Raw genomic sequence first — 20,026 nt, 5'->3', positions numbered from 1 at the left:
CATTTTCACAACGACCAGATGGGGCCGAAACGCGCGCTTCTACAGCGGAAGTTCCGGCTCGCGCCGGGCGTTGCGGCGGGCATTGGTGACCGTGGGCGAAGCGGTCGAGCGGACAAAGCTCCAGCGGATCGAGGGCGCCTGACGCGCATCCTGGCGGATCACGATCTGCGCGGTGCGGCGGGGGCCGTCATTGCCGGCCAGGAACACGCTGTCCTCTAGGTCGACCTTGTCGTCGAGCGCCTCAAAGGTCCAGACGTCGCGGTTGGGCAGCACCAGCATGACGCCGCGGGCATCCGACAGCCGGCTCGCTTTCACGGCCGGATGCAGATGGAAGCGCAGCGCGAAATCGGCATCGGCGCCCTTGAGACGCGCGCCTTGCGGCGGCGACAGCGTGTCCTCGCCATCGATCCGGCCGCCGTCATTGGCGATCATCAGCACACGGCGATGGACAACGCCGAATTTGGCGAGATAGCCGTCATGCGACGTCGTCAGCAGCGTGCCGTCCTGCACGACCTCGCGATAACTCTCGACCTCGACGGGCCCGCTGGTGACGGGCGCGCCATGCAGCAGCCGCTTCATCGCCGACATCTCGACGAACTGGCAGGACGAGGTTTCGTGATAGGTCAGCGTCGAATGTGCCGGAGTGCCGCGCGCGAACGGCCGCCAATTGTCGCGGCCCGTCGTCGGCATGCCGCAATTGGTGACGATGCGGCTGATGCCCGAGGACAATTCGAACGACAGGCAGCCGGCATGGGCATCGTGGCTGACACCGGCCGGCGGCGGCGGGCCGGTGTCGATGATCAGCGTGGTCTGGCCGGCATCGAGGCGCTGGAAGCCGGTATGCGGCATGTTCGCCATCGGGGTGCCATGGGTGTCGTCGTAGGCGAGCAGCGTGGCGAGCAGGTCCGAAGGCGTCGCGCTCATGCCGTTGAACAACGCGAAATTGCCGTCGCCGTGCCGGAAGAAGCGCAGCATCGGCATCATGCGGTCGATCGCGTTGAGCAGCGCCGGCGGCGGCGCGATGTTGCGCGCGGCAAAGGTCTGCCGCAGCGGCAACAGGTCGATCAGGAGCTCGATCAGCGCGCCGGGGTTGCGCGAGATATGCCCGCCGTCGGGCAGGATCTGCCGCTGCAATTCGTCCGACAGCTTTTTCGACGCGCTGCGGATATGGCGCCCCTGGTTGGCGAGGCAGAGCGTCGTGTAGCACAGCGCGATCAGCACCTGGAGCTTCGGCACCCCGTCGGCAATGTTGACCATGGCGAAGCGCAGGAAGCGGATCTCGCGCGCCAGCGCACGCAGATATCGGCGGTAGAATTTGTTGTCGGTGTCGTTGAGCACCAGCGGCGCCTGCGACAACAGCGAGATCACGCGCCGCGCCAGCACGTCGGCGCGCCGCGCAACCGGGCGGCGCTTGTTGGCGGGGTTGGAAATCCAGTCCTCGACCAGCGCGCGCGCATTCGCCCGCGTCAGCGCGGTGTCGGCGGCGCGCAGATGCCGCAGCCAGCCGAAGCCGAGCAGCGCGACCTCCCAATCCTCCGACGGCGGATCGAGATCGAAGATCGAGCGGCCGTGGCAGTTGACGATCTTGCCGGCGAACACGAAGCGCCCGGCATAGATCTCGGCGGCGCGCGTCGCATCCGCCGTGCGTAGATCGTGCGGCGCGATGATCAACCGGTCAGTGCGACCCGGCCACACCCGTGACAGCGCAACGGAGCCGCCGCTCGCGCGCGCGAGCATGTTCCGCGCGAAGCGGTTCATGACGAGCGTCGAGATACGTCTGCGTTGAGCGACCGACACGCCTTGCCTTGTGGGGGAGAGGATTCCGACGAATCCTTATTAATCCCAAAATCGGTCCGCTGACACCACCTTGAAAGGCTCCGAATCTACGCCGCGGCAGCAAAAACCGGTGCAAAATCAGGATTTAACGAGCCGGGCTGCAAAAAATCCGTCAAGCCCGCCGAGCTTCGGGTCGGCGTGCGGCAGATGGCTCGGCAGGGTGCGCAGGTCACCGTCGGCGGTGATGATCTCGCTGAGCCCGGAGACCTCGGATGCCTCGATCGGCGCACGCCGAAGTGCAGGCTCCGCGGCCAGCAGCGCGGCGACGGCATGCTCGCCCTCTTCGGGTTCCAGCGAGCAGGTGCAGTAGACCAGCGTCCCGCCGGACTTCAGCAGCGTCACGGATTTACGCAGCAGCCGCTGCTGAAGCGTGGTCATTGCCGCGATGTCGGATTCCTGCCGGAGCCAGGATACATCGGGATGGCGGCGGATTGTCCCGGTCGAGGTGCAGGGCGCATCGATCAGGATGCCGTCGAAGCCATTGGCTGGACCCGCCCATTCCACGGCGTCGGCGACGACAGTCTCGGCCTGGAGCGACAGCCGCGACAGGTTTTCGCGCAGGCGCGCCACCCGGGCGGGCGAGCGATCGATCGCCGTGACATGCGCGCCGGCCTGGGCCAGTTGCGCGGTCTTGCCGCCGGGCGCGGCGCAGAGGTCGGCGATGGACTTACCCTTGATGTCGCCGAACAGCCGGGCCGGCAGTGCGGCGGCGGCATCCTGTACCCACCATTGTCCATCGGTGAAGCCGGGCAGCATGGTCACTGCGCCGTGCAGCACCGCGCGCACCGATCCGGTCGGCAGCACTTCGCCGTGCAGCCGGCTCGCCCATTGCGCGGCGTCGGACTTGACGGTGAGATCGAGCGACGGCTCGTGGCCGAGTGCGAGCGCCATGTCCCTTGCGGTCGCCTCGCCGTAATGTGCGCTCCAGCGCGCGAGCAGCCAGGGCGGCAGGTCCAGCGATTGCGCGGTGACTTCCTCCACCAGCGCCTTGCCCTCCCGCGCGCAGCGGCGCAGCACGGCGTTGACGAGGCCGGCATAGCGCGCGGCACGGCGGTCGGATTGTACCAGGCGGACGGAAAGATCGACGGCGGCATGATCGGGCACGTCCATCCAGAGGATCTGGGCGGCGCCGATCAGGAGCGCGCTCTGCGCGCGCGGCGCATCGGACGGAATGCCCTTGTCGAGCAGCCGCGACAGCACATGGCCGAGCGTGCCGAGCCGACGCAGGATGGTCGCGACCAGGCGCCGCATCAGCGCGCGGTCACGGTCGGCCAGCGTCTTCAGCCCGGGATGGGCGCCGACGCCGTCGAGCTGCTCGTCAAGCGTGCGATGCTTGTGCAGCACGCCGTCGACAATGTCGGCAGCGATCCGCCGTGCCGCGAGGCCAGGCACTTCGGAGGGAGGGGCGAAACGTTGAGATGGCATGCGGAAGCAAGGTTCTGAGCGAGCGGCAGTTCCGCCGATATGGGCGCATGCCTTAAGAACGGCAGCTGTGGCATGCGAATATGCCAAATGTAAGAATCGTCTCTGGCATTTTCAGCCTGTCACGACCATTTCAGCAATGCGTTATTGCACGTCGCGCAGCCTTTGATCCTGCGCTAGGACACCGGGCGATGAGTGACCAGCCTACCGATCGCAAGCCATTGCCGCCGGCCGCCCAGCGCGCGCTGGCCGAAGCCGAAGCGCGCCGGCAGGCCGCCGCGGCTCATGCCGAAGCGTCGCCGAAGGAATTGCAGGGCCCGAAGGGACCTGAACCCACGCGGTATGGCGACTGGGAACGCAAAGGCATCGCTTCGGACTTTTGACGCTCCCTTGCCCGCTCGCCCGACTCAGCCCTAGCGTGCGCGGATGTCGCGCTTCGACCCCAGCCATCCCTATCGGCGTTCATATAACGGTTCGCCGTTCGGCCGCCGCTTCTCAGGGCTATTGCCGTGGATGTTCGTGGTCGGCGTGGTGGTGGCGATCGTGCTCACCTTCCGGCACGGAACGAATTGGCCCGTCCGGCATGCGACCGATGGTGAATCGCGAGATGCCGAGGTCATCCTCCAGCAGTCCGGCAATTCGGACATTCGCCAGCCGGTCGACGTCATCCGCACCATCGACGGCGACACTTTTCTCGCCCGTGTGCACCAACGCGACGGACGCGATCTCGTTGCGCGCGTTCGTTTGCGCGGCATCGATGCGCCCGAGATGAAGGCGTCCTGTCAGGAGGAATTGGACAAGGCCGAAGCGGCCACCGAGGCGCTGCGCAATTTGCTCGGCCAGGGCGGCGTCACCATCTACAATCTCGGTACCGAAAAATACGGCCGCGTCCTGGCCGATGTCGCGACCAGGCGCACGGCCAACGTTTCGGCCGTGCTGCTCGCGGGCGGTTATGCGCGCAGCTACAATGGCGGTCATCGCGACGGCTGGTGCGCGCGGGGCTGGCGCTTCTGGTAACAAAAAAGCCGCGTCGACGACGCGGCTTTTTCAATTCGGTTTTGAACTCGGCGATCAGCGCGCCACGACCACCGTCGTGCCGACCGAGACACGGCTGTAGAGATCGGTGATGTCGTCGTTGAGCATGCGGATGCAGCCATAGGAGACGAAGCCGCCGACGGAGCCTGGCACGTTGGTGCCGTGGATGGCGTATTCGCCGCCGGCCAGTGTCATCGCCGCGACGCCCATCGGATTGCGCGGCGATCCGCCCGGAATGACGTCGGGAAGCTGCGGCTTGTCGCGCTTCACCTCGGCGGGCGGCGACCAGGCCGGGTTTCGGTACTTGCCGTCGATGCGGGTGGTGCCGGCCCACTGCTTGCCGGACTTGCCGACGCCGACCGGATAGCGCACGGCGTGGCCGTTATCGAGGATGAGATAGAGCCGCCGCTCGTTGGTCTTGACCACAATGGTGCCCGGCGAATAGTCGGCGACGTGTGTCCCCACCATCTCCGGCCGCGCCTGCGCCGCCGTCGACATCAAAACCCCTGCCCCGATGGTGGCGGCCAGCGCCACAGCAACCTTCATCGACATCGATACTTCCCCCTGCCCCAAACGGATCGTTCAAAATGACGCAAAACCCGGCAATCGCCGGCTCGCCCAGAGATTCTTAACCGCACCTGTTAACCGGATGGTTTCCACGCACGGCCGCCGAGGGCTAGCCAGCAGGGCGACCAAAGGAAATGTTGGAAACAAAGTAAATGACTTGAAAACAACACTCGGCGGGAAAGATGCAGGCGCGGCGGGGCGCGCCCTGACAAGTGCGTGAGGATGTGAACAGCCGTCGTTCCGGACCGCGCTGTCGCGCGCCCGGAACGACGGGAGGTGGGCTTATGCCGACTTCTTGTTCTGCCGGTTCTTCACGAGATCATCGACCACGGCGGGATCGGCCAGTGTCGAGGTGTCCCCCAGGCTGCCCGGCTCGTCCTCGGCGATCTTGCGCAGAATGCGGCGCATGATCTTGCCGGAGCGGGTCTTGGGCAGGCCGGGCGAGAACTGGATCTGGTCGGGCGCGGCGATCGGGCCGATCTCCTTGCGCACCCAGGTGACGAGCTCCTTGCGCAGTTCGTCGCTCGGCTCGACGCCGGCCATCAGGGTGACATAGGCGTAGATGCCCTGGCCCTTGATGTCGTGGGGGTAACCGACCACAGCGGCTTCCGACACCTTCTCATGCGCGACCAGCGCGCTTTCGACTTCCGCGGTGCCCATGCGGTGACCGGAGACGTTGATGACGTCGTCGACGCGGCCGGTAATCCAGTAATAGCCGTCGGCATCGCGCCGGCAGCCGTCGCCGGTGAAATATTTGCCCTTGTAGGTCGAGAAATAAGTCTGCTCGAAGCGGGCGTGATCGCCATAGACCGTGCGCATCTGGCCCGGCCACGACCGCGTCAGGCAGAGATTGCCCGATGTCTCGCCGTCCAGCACCTTGCCGTCGGCATCGACGATTTCAGGCACCACGCCGAAGAACGGCTGGGTCGCCGAGCCCGGCTTCAGCTTGGTCGCGCCCGGCAGCGGCGTGATCAAGATGCCGCCGGTCTCGGTCTGCCACCAGGTGTCGACGATCGGGCAGCGGTCGTCGCCGACGACGCGGTGATACCATTCCCAGGCTTCCGGATTGATGGGCTCGCCGACCGAGCCGAGCAGGCGGAGCGAAGCGCGCGACGTCTTCTTCACCGGCTCGTCGCCGTACTGCATCAGTGCGCGGATCGCGGTTGGCGCGGTGTAGAAGATGTTGACCTTGTGCTTGTCAATCACGTTCCAGAAACGCGAATTGTCCGGATAGTTCGGCACGCCCTCGAACATCAGCGTGGTGGCGCCGTTCGCCAGCGGCCCGTAGAGAATATAGCTATGGCCGGTGACCCAGCCGACGTCGGCGGTGCACCAGTAGATGTCGCCGTCGTGATAGTCGAAGACGTATTGATGCGTCATCGCGGCGAAGACGAGATAGCCGGCTGACGTGTGCAGCACGCCCTTGGGCTGGCCGGTCGAGCCCGACGTATAGAGGATGAACAGCGGATCCTCGGCGTGCATGTGCTCGGCCGGGCACTCCGTCGTCACCATCGCGGCGGCGTCGTGATACCAGAGGTCGCGGGTCGGGTTCATGTCGACCTTGCCGCCGGTGCGCTTGACCACGACGACCCAATCGACGCCGTCGGCCTTGGCGAGTGCGGCGTCGACATTGGCCTTCAGCGGCACCTTCTTGCCCCCGCGCAGGCCTTCGTCTGCGGTGATGATGACCTTGGATTGGCAGTCGTTGATGCGCTGGGCGAGGCTATCCGGCGAGAAACCCGCAAACACCACGGAATGGACGGCGCCGATCCTCGCGCAGGCCAGCATCGCGTAGGCCGCTTCCGGAATCATCGGCAGATAGATGGTGACGCGGTCGCCCTTCTTGACGTTACGGGTGCGCAGGATGTTGGCCATCCGGCAGACCTCGTCGTGCAGCTCCTGGTAGGTGATGTGCTTTGATTGCGAGGGATCATCGCCTTCCCAGATGATCGCGGTCTGGTGGGCGCGCTTGTGAAGATGACGGTCGATGCAATTATGGGCGACGTTGAGGATTCCGTCCTCGAACCATTTGATGGAGATGTTGCCGGGCGCGAACGAGACGTTCTCGATTTTGGTCGGCGCCTTCATCCAGTCGACGCGCTTGGCCTGTTCGGCCCAGAAGCCGTTCGGGTCCGAGATCGAGCGGGCGTACATTTCCTTGTACTTGGTCTGGTCGACCCAGGCGCGCTTGGCCCAATCCGCGGGGACGTCGTAAATCTTCTCGGACATGTTTCCCTCCACATACAGCAAGCCGAACCCAAGCGACTGGCAAGCGACTTGATCGTTGAACCGATTATGCGTCCGCCTAACCGGGCCCGACAAGGAGCACAAGCTGGACCTTCGGTGAGTGGCCCGCCATGCGGAGGATCAAGCTGCGCGGACCGGCTGTCGCAGGTCTGAAACAGGCCGAGAGTGGGCTTTCCGCTCTTTACCCAAATCTCCAGAACAGGCCGCGCAGGGCCCCATGCGCCGGTTGAAGGTATTTAGAAACCGCCTCTCACTGATTCGGGACTCGCAATGCTGTTCGGAACACCCTAAATGGCCAACCCGGGCCCAGAGAGACCCCTTGGAACAAACATCAGAACAGCGGCATTGACGGACAACAGGCAGGGCTAAGGCGTAAGACTATGATGGATCAGCAGAATCTCGGGACGATACGGCCCGCTTCAGCCGATCCTGCCGCTATTGCGCTGGCCAAAGCCCTCGGACAATGGCCGAAACCGGCCGCATCTCACCGTCTCAACCCGAAAAAGACCTTCGACACAGCGCCTCCGACCTCCGTTGAGGCGATCGCAAGGGAACTGGGCCTGCGGCTCGGCGACCAGAACGAGCTGAAAATCCGGCGCATCAAGCGCGGCAAGGGCTATTCCTTCGTCCGCCCGAACGGCGCACATATCCGCGACGCCCGCACCATCCGCCGGCTGCATGCCATGGCGGTGCCGCCGGCCTATCGCGAGGTCCGCTACTCGGCCGATCCGAGCTCGCATCTCCAGGCCGTGGGACGCGATGCCGCGGGCCGGCTGCAATACCGCTATCACGCCGACTGGGAGAAGGTCCGCGAGCATCGCAAGGCGCATCGCCTGGAAAAGCTCGTCGGCGCGCTGCCAAAAATCCGGCGCAAGGTCTCGGCGTTCCTGTCGGGCGAGGAGCCGACGCGCGAGTTCGCGCTCTCGGCCGTGATTGAGCTGATCGCGCGCACCGCGATCCGTCCGGGCAATGAATCCTATGCCCGCCTCAACGGCACCCGCGGCGCCACCACGATGCTGAAGTCCAACGTCACGCTGGAAGACGATAGCTTCGTGCTGACCTTCAAGGCGAAGGGCGGCAAGGCAGTGCGCAAGGAATGCGACGCGGCCAAGCTGGTGCGCGCCATCGGCATCCTGCGTGGCGTTCCCGGCAAGCGCATGTTCCAGTATCGCGATGCCTACGGCATCGTGCGCGCGGTCAATACCACGCAGGTCAACGCATTCCTGCGTGAGATCGCCGGCATCAAGATTTCGCTGAAGGATTTTCGCACGCTGATGGCGTCCGCCGTCGTGGTGGAATCGCTGTCGCGCATCACGCCGGCGACCAGCCAGCGCGGTCGCAAGAAGCAGGTGCTCGACGCGATCCGCGCCGCCGCCGACCAGCTTTCCAACACGCCGGCGATCTGCCGCAAGAGCTACGTCCACGACACCATCGTCACCGCCTTCGAGGACGGCATCCTCGAACGCTTCGCCGCGACGATGAAGGGCCAGCGTTCGCAGGCAAGGCGCGAGCAGTTGTTGCAGCAGGTGGTGGCGACCGCGGCGGTGTGAGCGACTTCATTTCGTAGCCCGGATGGAGCGCAGCGTAATCCGGGGTCGCGCCAAATGAAGACTTTCCCGGATTGCGCTTCGCTCAATCCGGGCTACGGCTGTAACTAAATCCCGCCCATCTTGCAGACGAGCTTCCACTCCTCCGCCGTCACCGGCTGCACCGACAGGCGCGAATATTTCACCAGCGCCATATCAGCGAGCTTCTTCTCGGCCTTGACCGCCGCCATCGTCACCGGCGTCTTCAAGGGCTTGTCGGCCTTGATGTCGACGCAGACGAATTTTGCGGTCTTGTCGGTCGGATCGGGGTAGGCCTCCTTGATGATCTCGGCGATGCCGACGATCTCCTTGCCCTCGTTGGAATGATAGAAAAAGGCCTTGTCGCCCTTCTTCATGTTCACGAGATTCAGGCGCGCGGTGAAATTGCGTACGCCGGTCCAGGCCTCGCCCTTGGCGCCCTTTGCCACCTGCTGGTCCCAGGACCACACCGACGGTTCGGATTTCACCAGCCAGTAATTCATCGTGCGACCCATCCGTTTGTCATGCCGGGCAAGAGCGCGAAGCGCCTTCCCACGAGAAGACCCGGCCATCCACGTCCTCTTCGATCGTTCAATATCAAGACGTGGATGCCCGCGACAAGCGCGGGCATGACGGAAAATGTCACTCCTCGGCCTTGAAGGGGCGCGTCAGCAGCCCCGAGATCGCGGCGTCGATCGTGCTCCTGCCGCTCAGGATCGCCGCAACGGCTTCCGATACCGGCATCTCGATGTTCTGCGAAGCCGCGAGCTCGATCAGCACCGGCGCGGTGAACTCGCCTTCGGCAAGTTTACCGGCAGGCGGCTGCTCGCCACGGCCGAGTGCGAGGCCGAGCGCAAAATTGCGCGATTGCGGGCTCGAGCAGGTCAGGATCAGATCGCCGAGGCCTGACAGGCCAACGAGCGTCTCACTGCGTGCGCCGAGCGCACGGCCCAGGCGGGTCAATTCGGCAAAGCCGCGGGTGGTGAGCGCAGCCTGGGCGGAGGCGCCGAGCTTGCGCCCGACCGCAATGCCGACCGCGATCGCGAGCACGTTCTTGGCCGCGCCGCCGATCTCGACGCCGCGGATATCGGTGGAGTGATAGGGCCGGAACGTCGGCGAACCCAGCGCCTGCACGAGCGCGCTCGCGAGTGCCTCATCCTGCGCCGCCAGCGTCACCGCCGTCGGCAGGCCGCGCGCGACGTCATCGGCGAAGCTCGGGCCCGACAGGATTGCGGGCTGGGCGTGCGCCGCGGCTTCCGCGATCACGTCGGTCATGAATTTGTGGGTGCCGTGCTCGATGCCCTTGGCGCAGGCGACGATCGGCGTCGGCTTTGTGATGTGCGAGGCGAGCATGTTGACGGCGCCGCGTAGATGCTGCGCAGGCGTTGCGATCAGCAGCATGTCCGCACGCGCCGCCGTGGCCAGCTCGCTCGTCACCACGATCTCCGGCGCCAGCCGCACGCCGGCCAACCGCGGATTGTCGCGGGACGACGCGATCCGGGCGGCATGCTCGGCATTGCGCGCCCAGAGCGTCACGGCGCGTCCTGCCCGCGCGGCCACGGTCGCGAGCGCCGTGCCCCAGGCGCCTGCGCCGATCACCGCGACGGAGTGGAATTCCGCCATCGTCAAAATCCCGCCCGCGTCTTGCCGTAGCCCGCCGGCGCCGTTGCGTTGGCATCCAGCAGCCAGCGCGCGCGGGGCTGGGCTTCCATCGTATCCGTCATGCCGAGCGCGAGGCGCTCGGCGCCGGCCCATGCGATCATTGCGCCGTTGTCGGTGCAGAGCGACGGCGGCGGCATGATCAGCTGCGTCTGCGCTTTCGTGGCAACGTCAAGCAGGGCGCCGCGGATCGCCTGATTGGCGGCGACGCCGCCGGCGGCCACCAGCGCGCGCGGTGCTCCGAACTGCTCGCGGAAAAGCTTGAGCCCCACGCTCAGCCGATCCGCCGTCGAGTCCAGCACAGCGGCCTGGAAGCTTGCGCAGAGATCGTTGATGTCCTGCGGCGTGATCTCCGTGATCCGGCTTGCTTCATTGCGCACCGCCGTCTTCAATCCCGACAGGGAGAAGTTGGCATCGGGGCGCCCTTGCATAGGTCTTGGAAAGGCAAAACGCGTGGCGTCACCGTTTGCCGCCGCGCGCTCGACCTGCGGGCCGCCGGGATAGGGCAGGCCCAGCATCTTCGCGACCTTGTCGAAGGCCTCGCCAATCGCGTCGTCGACGGTGGTGCCGAGCCGCACATATTGGCCGACGCCGGTGACTGCGACGATCTGGGTGTGGCCGCCGGAGGCGAGAAACAGGCAATAGGGAAATTCGACTCCGTCGGTCAGCCGCGGCGTCAGCGCGTGGGCTTCAAGATGGTTCACCGCGACCAGCGGCGTGTCATGCACCATCGCGATCGCCTTTGCGGTGGTGAGCCCGACGATGACGCCGCCGATCAGGCCCGGGCCCGCGGCTGCCGCAACGCCGTCGAGCTGGGCATAGTCGATGCCGGCCTCGTGCATGGCGCGGTCGATGATGCCGTCGAGCACGTCGACATGGGCGCGCGCGGCGATCTCCGGCACGACGCCGCCGAAACGGGCATGCTCCTCGACCTGCGACCGCACGATATTGGACAGGATCTTGCCGCGTCCGTCGGGCGCGCGCTCGATCACGGCCGCCGCGGTCTCGTCGCAGGTGGTTTCGATGCCCAGTACCAGCATTGGCGAATTGTTGTCCAATTTGCGCCCTTGCGCTCATATGTAAACCAGAGTTCTGGTACGTCCGGTAGCATTCCGGGGTCGTCTTGCGCAATTGCGGTGAAAGCGTCCCCACGACTCGGCCCTGGGAACACAGCGATGTCCATTCTTGTCACACGGCCGCATCCGGACAACGAGGCGACGGCAGAAAGTTTGCGCGCACGGGGTCATGTGGTGTTGCTGGCGCCGCTGCTCAAGTTCGAGCCTGTCGCCTTCCATGACGAGAGCGAGGCGGCTTACGGCGCCATCATCGTCACGTCGGCGAATGCGATCCGCGCTGTCGCGCCACTATTGCCGGACCTCGATCTGTTGAAGCTGCCGCTGTTCGCAGTCGGGGAACATACCGCCACTGCTGCGCGCGACGCCGGCTTTGCCGAGGTGATTGTCGCCGGAGGTGATGCCGCGGCCCTGCGCGACAAGGTGATGCAGGGCGCGCGCGACAAGCGCGTGAAGAAGAAAAGCACGTTGCTCTATCTGGCGGGTGCGGATTTGTCGCGCGATCTCGGCGGCGAGCTCGGCGCCGAAGGCTTTAGTGTGGTGACGCAGACGACCTATCGGATGGCGCCGGTCAAGCACCTGCCGCGTGAGGTCTGCGAAGGCTTTGCCGCCCATGGCATAAGAGCGGTGCTGCACTACTCCCGGCGCAGCGCGCGGGCTTTTCTGGAGGCGGCGCGGGACGAAGGCGTTGAAATTTCCGCGCTGGCGATCCCGCAATGCTGCCTGTCCGAGACGGTCGCCGCCGTGTTGCGCGAGGCCGGCGCCGCGCAGGTTGCGGTTGCCGCCGCGCCGGATGAAAATGCCTTATTTGACACCTTGGAGCGTGCTTTGCGGACCCGTTTGGCGTAAGAGGTCGGGCCGAATCCGACGCAATCGGGCTCGCGCAAGGGATCTGCGCAAGGTACGCAAGTGTGAGGAACCGTCACGATGGCCGACGACAAGCCTGAAGACGCAGGATTGGCCCCCGAGTCTGGCCGTGCCAAGCGCACGCCGCCCACCATCGACCTTGAGGCGACCGAAGTCTCTACCCAGCCGCAGGATTTGGCGGGCGAGCCGGAGGCGCAGCCAACGGCCGAGCAGGCAAAATCCGAGCAGCCCAGTGTCGAGGAAGCCAAGTCCGCGGACACCAAGTCTGAGGAAACCAAGTTCGAGGACGTAAAGGCTGAGCCGGAGCGTGCCGAGGCGCAGACCGCCGTTGCGCCTGCGGCCGTTTCTCCCTGGGTCATTGCGCCATTTTCCGGTGCTGTCGCTGCTGCGGTTGTGATCGGGGTCGGCTGGTTGCTGGGTTGGCCCGCGGTGCAGGCGCCGCCGGCCGCGCCGCAAGTGACAAGCGCTGCGGTCGACGCACTGAGCGGTCGCGTTGCCGCGGTCGAAGCCAAGGCCGGCAAGCCCGCCGCCGATCCGGCGATTGTCACGCGGCTCGATGCGCTGGAGAAATCTGCCGGCACGCTGCGCAGCGACATCGCCAATCTGCGCGCGCAGTCCGACAAGACTGCGAGCGCGTTGAACGACGCGAAATCCACGCCGCGCGATGCAGCTGGCTCATCCGACCTCGCCGCCCTCAGCGACCGCATCTCCCAGCTCGAGCGCGCCAGCACGAATGCACGCGCCGAGCTCGCGCAGCAGGGCGAGAAGATTGCCGATGCAAAGGTGATGGACGACAAGCCGTTGCGCTACGTGGTCGCCGCCTCCCTGCTCGACGTTGCCGTTCGCCACAACGATCCCTATGAGGCGCAGCTTTCCGCCGCGCGGTCGCTTGCAGCCAAGCCCGATGTGCTGAAGCCGCTCGATGCATTTGCTGCCGCCGGCATCCCGACGCCGGTCGCGTTGAGCCGCGAGCTTCTCAACATCGTGCCAAAGCTGTCGCCGCCGGCCGAAGCCCCAAGCAGCAGCGCCGGTATCGTCGAGCGCCTTCAGGCAGGCGCGTCAAAGCTCGTTCGCATCGAGCGCACCGATGGGGTCGGCAACGATCGCGGCGCCATCGTGGCGCGGGTCACGGCGGCGGCGCTGCGCAACGATTTCGTCGAGGCGCGGCGCGAGCTGAAGACACTGCCAGAGGCCGATCGCGCGCCTGCGCAGGCCTGGCTCGACAAGGCCGATGCCCGCGATGCCGCGCTCGCGGCCTCCCGCAAATTCGCCGATGATGCCATGGCTGGTCTCGCCAAGCCCGATCTCGTCAAGCCTGCTCAATAAGATTCGCGCAACAATCTGCGCGTATAGGGATCGTCATGCTTCGCATCGTGCTCTTCCTCGTTCTGATTGCGCTTGCAGGCGCCGGCGCGGCCTGGGTTGCCGACCAGCCCGGCGACGTCGTGATGACCTGGGGCGGTTTTCGGGCCTCGCCAAGCGTTCCGGTGTTCGTGCTCTGCCTCGGCATATTCGCAGTCACGATCGTCTTGCTCTGGAGCATCCTGACCGTGATCTGGCGCATGCCTGGACGGATGCGCCGCCGCCGCCACGAGAAGCGCCACGCGCGCGGCCGCCACGCCATCACCTACGGCCTGCTCGCGATCGGCCATGGCGACACCGGGCTTGCCCGCCGTCATGCCGAAGCAGCACGGCGCCACGCGCCGGATGATCCGCTCGCGCTGCTGTTGCACGCGCAATCGGCGCAGATGGATGGTAATCGCGACGAGGCGCAGCGCGCCTTCCGCGCCATGGCCGAGCGCGAGGATACGCGGCTGCTCGGCCTGCGCGGCCTGTTCATCGAGGCGCAACGCGCCGACGATGCAGTCGGCGCCGTGATGATCGCGGAGGAAGCGATCAAGTTGTCGCCGTCCTCGACCTGGGCCTCCCATGCGGTGCTCGGTTTCCGCTGCGCGCGCGGTGACTGGAGCGGTGCGCTCGCGATCCTCGATTCGAATCTGTCCGCGGGCCTGATCGACAAGCAGGCCTATCGCCGCCAGCGCGGCGTGCTGCTCACCGCACGCGCGCTGGAGTTGGAAACCATGGACCGCGACATCGCGCGCGAGAGCGTGATGGAGGCCATCAAGCTCGCGCCGACCCTGGTGCCGGCCGCGGTGCTCGCCGCGAAATTCGAGAGCGAGGCGCATCAGGTGCGCCGCGCCATGAAGCTGGTCGAGGCCGCCTGGCTCGCCAATCCGCATCCCGATCTCGCGGACGCCTACGCGCATGTGAAGCTTGGCGATGCCGCGCGGCAACGCCTGCAGCGGGTCGAGACGCTCGCGGCGAAGACGCCGGCTGACAGGCCCGGCCACGTCGAAGGCCAGCTCGCAATCGCGCGCGCCGCGATCGATGCCTCGGAATTCGCCCGTGCGCGCGAAGTTCTCGCGCCCTACGTCAACGATCCGACCCAGCGTGTCGCACTGTTGATGGCCGAGATCGAGCGCACCGAGCATGGCGATGGCGGCCGTGCCCGTGCCTGGACCTTGCGCGCGGTGCGCGCCCGCCACGATCCGGCCTGGACCGCGGATGGCTATGTCAGCGACCGCTGGCGTCCGGTCTCCCCGGTCACCGGCCGGCTCGACGCCTTTCAGTGGCAGACGCCTGTCGCGAGCCTGCCCTCCGACAGGGGCACCACGATCGACTCCTCGGCCTTTGAGGAAGCCATGCTCGCCGCCCCGCCGCCGAAGCGGGTGACGGTCGCCAGCAACAGCCCGGCGGAACCAGCCGTCGCCGAACCGGTTCCGGCCGCGCAGGACAACTTACCTCCGGTCGCGGAGCAGCCCGAAGCAGCGCCCGCTGAGCCTGTCCAACCGGCCCCTGAGCCCGCCGAATCGACGCCGCTGGCGGCAACGCCCGTGTTCCGGACCCGCGCCGACCTCGGCAAGCCCACAGCTGCACCGATTCCTGCGCCGATCCCAGCCGTCATCCCGATCGTCCGCGCCCCGGACGATCCCGGGATCGATGACGACGGCCCGAGCGATGAATTTACGGAACAAATCGACTCGTCCAGGGCCAACGGAAAGGCCCAGGCTGGCGGCTGGCGCGGATTCTGGTCGCGCTGGGGCGCGTAAGACGCAATTCGGACCCGGCTTGTTCTTGCCAATTCGGGCCATGCCCGATATCAGGAGCGCGCGTATCGAGACCGGCTCGCCGGTCTCGGCAGGTTCGCCGCAATAGCTCAGCTGGTAGAGCACGTCATTCGTAATGACGGGGTCGGGGGTTCGAGTCCCTCTTGCGGCACCAGCGCCTCTGATTTTCACTTGATCGTCACAAGCCGACGTTTTGCCATGGAAGCTGGTTCGCGCGCGCGTTGCGCTCGGCGTGGGTGTCACTACGATGCGCCGCCGATGAAGTGCGCGTGATGGGGCAAGTGGTGGGTACTGAGCAGAGGGCCGAGACGACGGATCAGCATGCATGGTTGCGGATATTCGGTCTCGTCATTCTCGCCGCATGCATCACCGCCATCGTCGCCTGGCGGTCGCTCGAAGCCTCGCAGCTGCACGGCCGACTGTCCGTTCCTCCGCTCTATGACGACGTCTCCTATTTTCTCGACGCCGTGCGGTGGACGAACGCGGCCAAGGGCCAGAGCATCTTCGCCAGTGTCTGGGAGATGTTGCGCCAGCACGCCCCGTTCTCGACGCTGGTGGCGGTCATTGGATTTGCTCTATTTCCCGGCAGCTTCATTGGGCCTTATCTCGTCCACGCTGTGGTGGTCTTCGCATTCCTGCTCGGGATCGTCCGGCTGACCTGCCGACAGCCCATCCTTGACATCGCGACATGGCTGATTGCCGTGTCTTGCGTGCCGGTGCTGTGGCACACGGTCGCCGAAGCACGTCCAGATCTGCCCTCGGGTCTCGCCATTGGCCTTGCTTCTGGGGCAATCGTTCACCGCGGAGTGCTTCAGCGTAGCGCCCGCGCGCTCGCCGGCCTGGGCGCCGCCTGCGCGCTGGCTGCCAGCATCAAGCCGACGTCGTTTCCGGCTGCGCTCGCTCTTCTCGGTACCGCATTCGCGATCCGGCTGTTTGTTGATTGCATCGAGGCCGGCGGGTTGCGGCCCTCGGTCCGCAAGGCGCTTATCGCCCTAGCGTGGTTCGTGCTGCCCTTGATCGCGACCACCGCCCTTCTGATCGGGCCGGCATTGGTCGAGACCGTCACTTACATCCTCAATGTGTTCGTCGGCGACCGCGACCTCTGGACCACCGGCGAAAGCTTTTGGGTCGGATTGCTGCGCTTCTCGATCGGTGGCGAGGGACAGTTCGGTCTGCACTACTGGTTAGCCGTGGGGTTGGCGCTGATGGTGCTGCGTTTCGTGCTTGCGGCCATTCACGGCAGAGCCGCGCTGCTGGACGCTGTCGTCCTGCTCGCGGCCGTGCTGATCGCCTATGCCATTCCCTCCGTCGCGGAGATCAAGACCTACTATTTCGGTGCGATGTTTTATGGCCTCTTCATCGTCGCGATGGTGCTCAATGGCTGCGCCAGCCTGGCGTCTATTGAAGCGCTCCTCGCCCGCTTCGGTATCGGGAACGACATCCGCCGCTATTTGCTCACGGCTAGTCGGGTGCTTGTGCTCGCGCTCGTCGTCCAGCTGTTCGTCAGGCACGTCGTCATGGGGCAGATCAGTACCGCGACGCCGCTGAGCGCGCAGCAGCAGGAGGATATCCGGGCTGCGACCGAGCGGCTCTGGTCGCTCCTGCGCGACATGAAACCGGAGAAGCCTGGGCCTCTCTACGTCGCCTTCTCGAGCCCCTATCCGGTCACATCGGCGACCATCCAGCTCTATGCCGCACAGGCGCAGACGAACCTCGTCGTGCGCAACGAGCTGTTTCACCGGAGTGCGCAGGCCACCGGCGATGCGCTGTTGCAGTCGGAGATTCTCGTGCTGTCGAGCTCGATCCAGCACACCCTGGTCGGACCGCGCGTCGGCGACGAGCTCATCGCGCGCATGGACGCGGAAAAGGGCCTCTGCCCGCTCGATTCCATCACCTTTCCGGACGTGACGCTGCGGGTCTATCGGCGCGGGTGCTGAGCCCGGCCGCGCGGGTTCAAGGCAAGGCGTTCATCTGCGTGATCTTTCTCACATAACCTCGCACGCGTCTCCCGTAATGTCCCGGTCACGCAAACACGGGGAGATTTCTCATGCGCAAGATCATTCTGGTTGCTGCCATGGTTCTGGTCTCTGCATCCGCCTATGCGGGCGACCGCAGCCTCTCGATGTCCCCAGGGACCGAGCCGACCTCCGCTCCGCAAGTCAACACGACCGCCGCTCCCACGACACACATCAGCGAAGTCGCTCCGGTCGCCGTGGCTCCGAAATATGTCGATCGTCCGCCATTGGTCTCGCTTCCCGCACCTGCTGTGGCGACGGCTCCTGCCGCGACCACCACGGCGGCACCGACGTCAACGACCAAGCCCGCCAAGATGGCAAGGGCAGGCAAACCGAAGCACAGGCCGTACTGGACCGAACGCCGCATCATCGCCGAACTGCATCGGCACGGCATCTACTGGTAACCGCTTTCTCAAAACGACAATGGCCGGGCAAAAGCCCGGCCATTGCGCGTATTGGAAAGCGTGTCGATCGAGCCTATTGCGAAACCGTCTGCACTACGCTTCCGATCGGACGTGCGCTCGAGGTCGGCACCTTCAGCTCCTTCAGCAGCGCCTCGTCATATTCCGGCAGCGACTGGAAGGTGGTCTTGGCCTTGATCTGCACGATCTTGTAGCCGCCCGCCTTGAGGCGTGCGAGCAATGTCGGCAGCGCTTCGCCGGTGTGCTTCTGGAAGTCGTGCATCAGGATGATGCCCTTGCCGAGCTTGTCGAGTTTCGTCATCACGGTCTCGACGATCTTTTCCGGCGTCGCACCCTTCCTGAAGTCGAAGGAATCGAGATCGGTCGACCACATCGCCACGTTGCGGGTGCCGAGATAGGTCACCATCGCCGGATTGTGCTGAAGCTGCGGGAAGCGGAAGAACGGCGCGGGCTCGGTGCCGAGCGCGAGCTTCACGGCGCTAAACCCCTTCTCGATCTCGTCCTTGGCCTGCTGCTCCGTCAACTTCTTGCTGTTGAGATTGAGGTGCGACCAGGTGTGCGTGCCGATCGTGTGGCCCTGGGCCAGCACCTGGCGCAGGATTTCCGGATGATAGGTCGCATGCTTGCCGACCGAGAAGAACAAGCCCTTGGTGCATTCATCCGCGAGCGCCTTCAGCACTGCGGGCGTGTTGACCGGCCAGGGACTGTCGTCGAAGGTCAGCACGACCTCCTTGTCGGTGAGGAAGTCGAACTGCTTGAAAGTTTCGAAGCCGAAGCCGGGGCCGCCGGTGGTATCGATCTCGACCACGCGGGAAACGCCAAGCGCGTTCGGATTGGCGCAGGTCGATTTCTGCTGCACCGGAATGGCCGGTGCGGCCGCAGGTGCCGGCGCTGCCGCAAGGACGGCAGGCTTGCCCGCGAGCGCCGCGGTGGTCTCGACGTCATCCTTGGCGCCAAGCTTCGCCGGCAGCGGATCGGCGGCACGGGCGGCTGTTGTCTTGGGAGCGCCCTGGTCGGCGCGCGAGGAATAAAAGAACCAACCTCCGGCGATCACGACCGCCGCAAGGACACTGGCCAGCATCAGGCCCAACGCATTACGCATCGTTACTCTTTCCAAATACGCAACCAAACCAGCGGAATTTCCCGCGCGCCGAGCCATTAATGCGAAGGAACAGTTAACGTGACACCAACACGACAGCGGTTGCGGAGGAATTTCAGCAGCGTAGGGCCAAAGTGACCAACATCACAAAGGGCAACGCGATTGTGATGATCATCACAGAAGAAGCAGCTTCCTTGGAGCATCATCGCTCCATCAACAACGGGCATCGCTCCGGCGGGCCAACGGGAGCTTCAGATGACCAAGTCATTCTCTGCCAAGATCCGCGACACCAGCCTTGCTCTGGGCTTTGCCGCTATCGTCTCGATCATCTCGACCGGCTCGAGCTTCGCCTTCTCCGAGGAAGCGAAGCAGGCATGCTACAGCGACGCCTTCCGCCTTTGCTCGTCGGAAATCCCCAACGTCCCGAAGACCTCGGCGTGTATATTGAAGCATCGTTCGGAGCTGAGCACCGGTTGTCGTTCCATGGTGGACAAGGAACTCGCCAAGGGCGGCTCCGGCAAGGTCGCTGACGCCCGGGACAACCAGTAAGAGTGCGTGCAACGCGCCGAACGTTGCATCCCCCAGAGCTCCGCGCGATGTGTTCCGGCGTCAAGCCGGGGCCACGCGATGGCGCAAGATAGCCTACTCATAAAGCCGTTGCGGCCACGGCATCACCGCACTAGCTTCGCCCGCATATCTTCCGGGTAAGAGGCATTACGCGATGACCAGATTTCTTTTCATCATCTCTTTGATCGTGTGCGCATCGGGCGCCTCTGCGCAGCAGCAGCCCGGCCAGGACGCCTGCGCGCGCGATGTCACGCGTCACTGCCGCGCTGTCATGAACAATGGCGATGGCGCCGTGCTCGCCTGCCTGAAGCAAAATCGCGCGCGCCTGAGCAAGGGCTGCGACAAGGTGCTGACGGATCACGGGCAGTAACTGTCTTTGTCGTCCCGGCGAAGGCCGGGATCCATACCGCGTGATGCATCGATAGAGCGCGGCTAGCCGGACTGGGCGCAGTCGCAATTCCGAGTCTTGGCCAAACTTCTGTCTGTGGTTATGGGTTCCGGCCTTCGCCGGGACGACGGCGGAG

General features: G+C 65.3%; 18 protein-coding genes and 1 tRNA gene. 11 read left to right on the top strand and 8 right to left on the bottom strand.

Annotated features, from left to right (window positions below; all coding sequences use genetic code 11):
* Nucleotides 1-39 precede the first annotated feature (39 nt).
* The gene (locus UB31_RS25220; RefSeq protein ID WP_045012824.1) at nucleotides 40-1,758 is read right to left on the bottom strand and encodes a heparinase II/III family protein; all 1,719 of its coding nucleotides are present in this window, start codon (nucleotides 1,756-1,758) and stop codon (nucleotides 40-42) included.
* 156 nt (nucleotides 1,759-1,914) lie between these two features.
* A complete protein-coding gene (locus tag UB31_RS25215) occupies nucleotides 1,915-3,261 on the bottom strand; it encodes an RsmB/NOP family class I SAM-dependent RNA methyltransferase (RefSeq protein ID WP_045012823.1) in 1,347 nt (448 codons plus the stop codon).
* Nucleotides 3,262-3,449: 188 nt separating this feature from the next.
* On the opposite strand from UB31_RS25215, the gene UB31_RS40665 reads away from it, so the two are divergent.
* Both UB31_RS40665 and UB31_RS25210 read left to right on the top strand, forming a co-directional pair.
* Nucleotides 3,450-3,641, top strand: coding sequence for a DUF1674 domain-containing protein (locus UB31_RS40665; RefSeq protein ID WP_082078613.1), 192 nt, complete (start codon nucleotides 3,450-3,452; stop codon nucleotides 3,639-3,641).
* Between the two features lie 43 nt (nucleotides 3,642-3,684).
* Nucleotides 3,685-4,275, top strand: coding sequence for a thermonuclease family protein (locus tag UB31_RS25210; RefSeq protein ID WP_045012822.1), 591 nt, complete (start codon nucleotides 3,685-3,687; stop codon nucleotides 4,273-4,275).
* Nucleotides 4,276-4,329: 54 nt separating this feature from the next.
* Here the strand turns inward: UB31_RS25210 and UB31_RS25205 are convergent, their stop codons facing one another.
* Together UB31_RS25205 and acs are read right to left on the bottom strand one after the other, a co-directional pair.
* Nucleotides 4,330-4,845: a L,D-transpeptidase gene (locus UB31_RS25205; RefSeq protein ID WP_045004546.1), complete on the bottom strand. Its 516-nt coding sequence runs from the start codon at nucleotides 4,843-4,845 to the stop codon at nucleotides 4,330-4,332.
* Nucleotides 4,846-5,142: 297 nt separating this feature from the next.
* Entirely contained in the window at nucleotides 5,143-7,089 is a 1,947-nt protein-coding gene (acs, locus tag UB31_RS25200; RefSeq protein WP_045012821.1) for an acetate--CoA ligase, read from the bottom strand.
* 398 nt (nucleotides 7,090-7,487) lie between these two features.
* On the opposite strand from acs, the gene UB31_RS25195 reads away from it, so the two are divergent.
* Nucleotides 7,488-8,657 carry a DNA topoisomerase IB gene (locus UB31_RS25195; RefSeq protein WP_045012820.1) on the top strand — a complete coding sequence of 390 codons (1,170 nt, stop codon included), beginning with the start codon at nucleotides 7,488-7,490 and terminating at the stop codon, nucleotides 8,655-8,657.
* Nucleotides 8,658-8,761: 104 nt separating this feature from the next.
* On the opposite strand, the gene UB31_RS25190 is transcribed toward UB31_RS25195, so the two are convergent.
* The 3 genes from UB31_RS25190 to tsaD all read right to left on the bottom strand — a co-directional run bounded on the left by UB31_RS25190 (nucleotide 8,762) and on the right by tsaD (nucleotide 11,371).
* A complete protein-coding gene (locus UB31_RS25190) occupies nucleotides 8,762-9,175 on the bottom strand; it encodes an EVE domain-containing protein (protein ID WP_045004997.1) in 414 nt (137 codons plus the stop codon).
* Between the two features lie 139 nt (nucleotides 9,176-9,314).
* The gene (locus UB31_RS25185) at nucleotides 9,315-10,295 is read right to left on the bottom strand and encodes an NAD(P)H-dependent glycerol-3-phosphate dehydrogenase (protein ID WP_045012819.1); all 981 of its coding nucleotides are present in this window, start codon (nucleotides 10,293-10,295) and stop codon (nucleotides 9,315-9,317) included.
* A gap of 2 nt (nucleotides 10,296-10,297) precedes the next feature.
* Nucleotides 10,298-11,371, bottom strand: coding sequence for a tRNA (adenosine(37)-N6)-threonylcarbamoyltransferase complex transferase subunit TsaD (gene tsaD, locus UB31_RS25180; protein ID WP_045012818.1), 1,074 nt, complete (start codon nucleotides 11,369-11,371; stop codon nucleotides 10,298-10,300).
* Nucleotides 11,372-11,506: 135 nt separating this feature from the next.
* Between tsaD and UB31_RS25175 the strand changes: the two genes are divergently transcribed.
* From UB31_RS25175 to UB31_RS25150, 6 genes are all read left to right on the top strand, one after another.
* Nucleotides 11,507-12,253: a uroporphyrinogen-III synthase gene (locus UB31_RS25175; protein ID WP_045004541.1), complete on the top strand. Its 747-nt coding sequence runs from the start codon at nucleotides 11,507-11,509 to the stop codon at nucleotides 12,251-12,253.
* A 78-nt stretch (nucleotides 12,254-12,331) separates the two neighbouring features.
* Nucleotides 12,332-13,597, top strand: a complete 1,266-nt coding sequence (locus UB31_RS25170) for a COG4223 family protein (protein ID WP_045012817.1) — start codon at nucleotides 12,332-12,334, stop codon at nucleotides 13,595-13,597.
* 35 nt (nucleotides 13,598-13,632) lie between these two features.
* Nucleotides 13,633-15,381: a heme biosynthesis protein HemY gene (locus UB31_RS25165; protein WP_045012816.1), complete on the top strand. Its 1,749-nt coding sequence runs from the start codon at nucleotides 13,633-13,635 to the stop codon at nucleotides 15,379-15,381.
* 96 nt (nucleotides 15,382-15,477) lie between these two features.
* Nucleotides 15,478-15,553 (top strand) — tRNA-Thr (locus UB31_RS25160).
* A gap of 130 nt (nucleotides 15,554-15,683) precedes the next feature.
* A complete protein-coding gene (locus tag UB31_RS25155; protein ID WP_245306056.1) occupies nucleotides 15,684-17,336 on the top strand; it encodes a hypothetical protein in 1,653 nt (550 codons plus the stop codon).
* Between the two features lie 110 nt (nucleotides 17,337-17,446).
* Complete coding sequence (locus UB31_RS25150) at nucleotides 17,447-17,818, top strand: hypothetical protein (RefSeq protein WP_045012814.1); 372 nt, start codon at nucleotides 17,447-17,449, stop codon at nucleotides 17,816-17,818.
* Nucleotides 17,819-17,891: 73 nt separating this feature from the next.
* Here UB31_RS25150 and UB31_RS25145 read toward each other — a convergent pair whose 3' ends face one another.
* Nucleotides 17,892-18,938, bottom strand: a complete 1,047-nt coding sequence (locus UB31_RS25145) for a polysaccharide deacetylase family protein (RefSeq protein WP_045012813.1) — start codon at nucleotides 18,936-18,938, stop codon at nucleotides 17,892-17,894.
* Nucleotides 18,939-19,190: 252 nt separating this feature from the next.
* On the opposite strand from UB31_RS25145, the gene UB31_RS25140 reads away from it, so the two are divergent.
* Both UB31_RS25140 and UB31_RS25135 read left to right on the top strand, forming a co-directional pair.
* A complete protein-coding gene (locus UB31_RS25140) occupies nucleotides 19,191-19,484 on the top strand; it encodes a hypothetical protein (RefSeq protein WP_045004528.1) in 294 nt (97 codons plus the stop codon).
* 172 nt (nucleotides 19,485-19,656) lie between these two features.
* Complete coding sequence (locus UB31_RS25135; RefSeq protein WP_045004527.1) at nucleotides 19,657-19,872, top strand: cysteine rich repeat-containing protein; 216 nt, start codon at nucleotides 19,657-19,659, stop codon at nucleotides 19,870-19,872.
* Nucleotides 19,873-20,026 lie beyond the last annotated feature (154 nt).

The sequence above is a fragment of the Bradyrhizobium sp. LTSP849 genome (genome assembly GCF_000938255.1).
GTDB lineage: Bacteria > Pseudomonadota > Alphaproteobacteria > Rhizobiales > Xanthobacteraceae > Bradyrhizobium.
The sequence above is the reverse complement of the archived record's forward strand: the minus strand, read 5'-3'. Positions and strand labels throughout refer to the sequence as shown.

Bases quoted from the DNA above. Each gene is read 5' to 3' on its own strand.
- UB31_RS25220 (WP_045012824.1), bottom strand. From the start codon at position 1,758: ATGAACCGCTTCGCGCGGAACATGCTCGCGCGCGCGAGCGGCGGCTCC.
- UB31_RS25215 (WP_045012823.1), bottom strand. From the start codon at position 3,261: ATGCCATCTCAACGTTTCGCCCCTCCCTCCGAAGTGCCTGGCCTCGCG.
- UB31_RS40665 (WP_082078613.1), top strand. From the start codon at position 3,450: ATGAGTGACCAGCCTACCGATCGCAAGCCATTGCCGCCGGCCGCCCAG.
- UB31_RS25210 (WP_045012822.1), top strand. From the start codon at position 3,685: ATGTCGCGCTTCGACCCCAGCCATCCCTATCGGCGTTCATATAACGGT.
- UB31_RS25205 (WP_045004546.1), bottom strand. From the start codon at position 4,845: ATGTCGATGAAGGTTGCTGTGGCGCTGGCCGCCACCATCGGGGCAGGG.
- acs (WP_045012821.1), bottom strand. From the start codon at position 7,089: ATGTCCGAGAAGATTTACGACGTCCCCGCGGATTGGGCCAAGCGCGCC.
- UB31_RS25195 (WP_045012820.1), top strand. From the start codon at position 7,488: ATGATGGATCAGCAGAATCTCGGGACGATACGGCCCGCTTCAGCCGAT.
- UB31_RS25190 (WP_045004997.1), bottom strand. From the start codon at position 9,175: ATGAATTACTGGCTGGTGAAATCCGAACCGTCGGTGTGGTCCTGGGAC.
- UB31_RS25185 (WP_045012819.1), bottom strand. From the start codon at position 10,295: ATGGCGGAATTCCACTCCGTCGCGGTGATCGGCGCAGGCGCCTGGGGC.
- tsaD (WP_045012818.1), bottom strand. From the start codon at position 11,371: ATGCTGGTACTGGGCATCGAAACCACCTGCGACGAGACCGCGGCGGCC.
- UB31_RS25175 (WP_045004541.1), top strand. From the start codon at position 11,507: ATGTCCATTCTTGTCACACGGCCGCATCCGGACAACGAGGCGACGGCA.
- UB31_RS25170 (WP_045012817.1), top strand. From the start codon at position 12,332: ATGGCCGACGACAAGCCTGAAGACGCAGGATTGGCCCCCGAGTCTGGC.
- UB31_RS25165 (WP_045012816.1), top strand. From the start codon at position 13,633: ATGCTTCGCATCGTGCTCTTCCTCGTTCTGATTGCGCTTGCAGGCGCC.
- UB31_RS25150 (WP_045012814.1), top strand. From the start codon at position 17,447: ATGCGCAAGATCATTCTGGTTGCTGCCATGGTTCTGGTCTCTGCATCC.
- UB31_RS25145 (WP_045012813.1), bottom strand. From the start codon at position 18,938: ATGCGTAATGCGTTGGGCCTGATGCTGGCCAGTGTCCTTGCGGCGGTC.
- UB31_RS25140 (WP_045004528.1), top strand. From the start codon at position 19,191: ATGACCAAGTCATTCTCTGCCAAGATCCGCGACACCAGCCTTGCTCTG.
- UB31_RS25135 (WP_045004527.1), top strand. From the start codon at position 19,657: ATGACCAGATTTCTTTTCATCATCTCTTTGATCGTGTGCGCATCGGGC.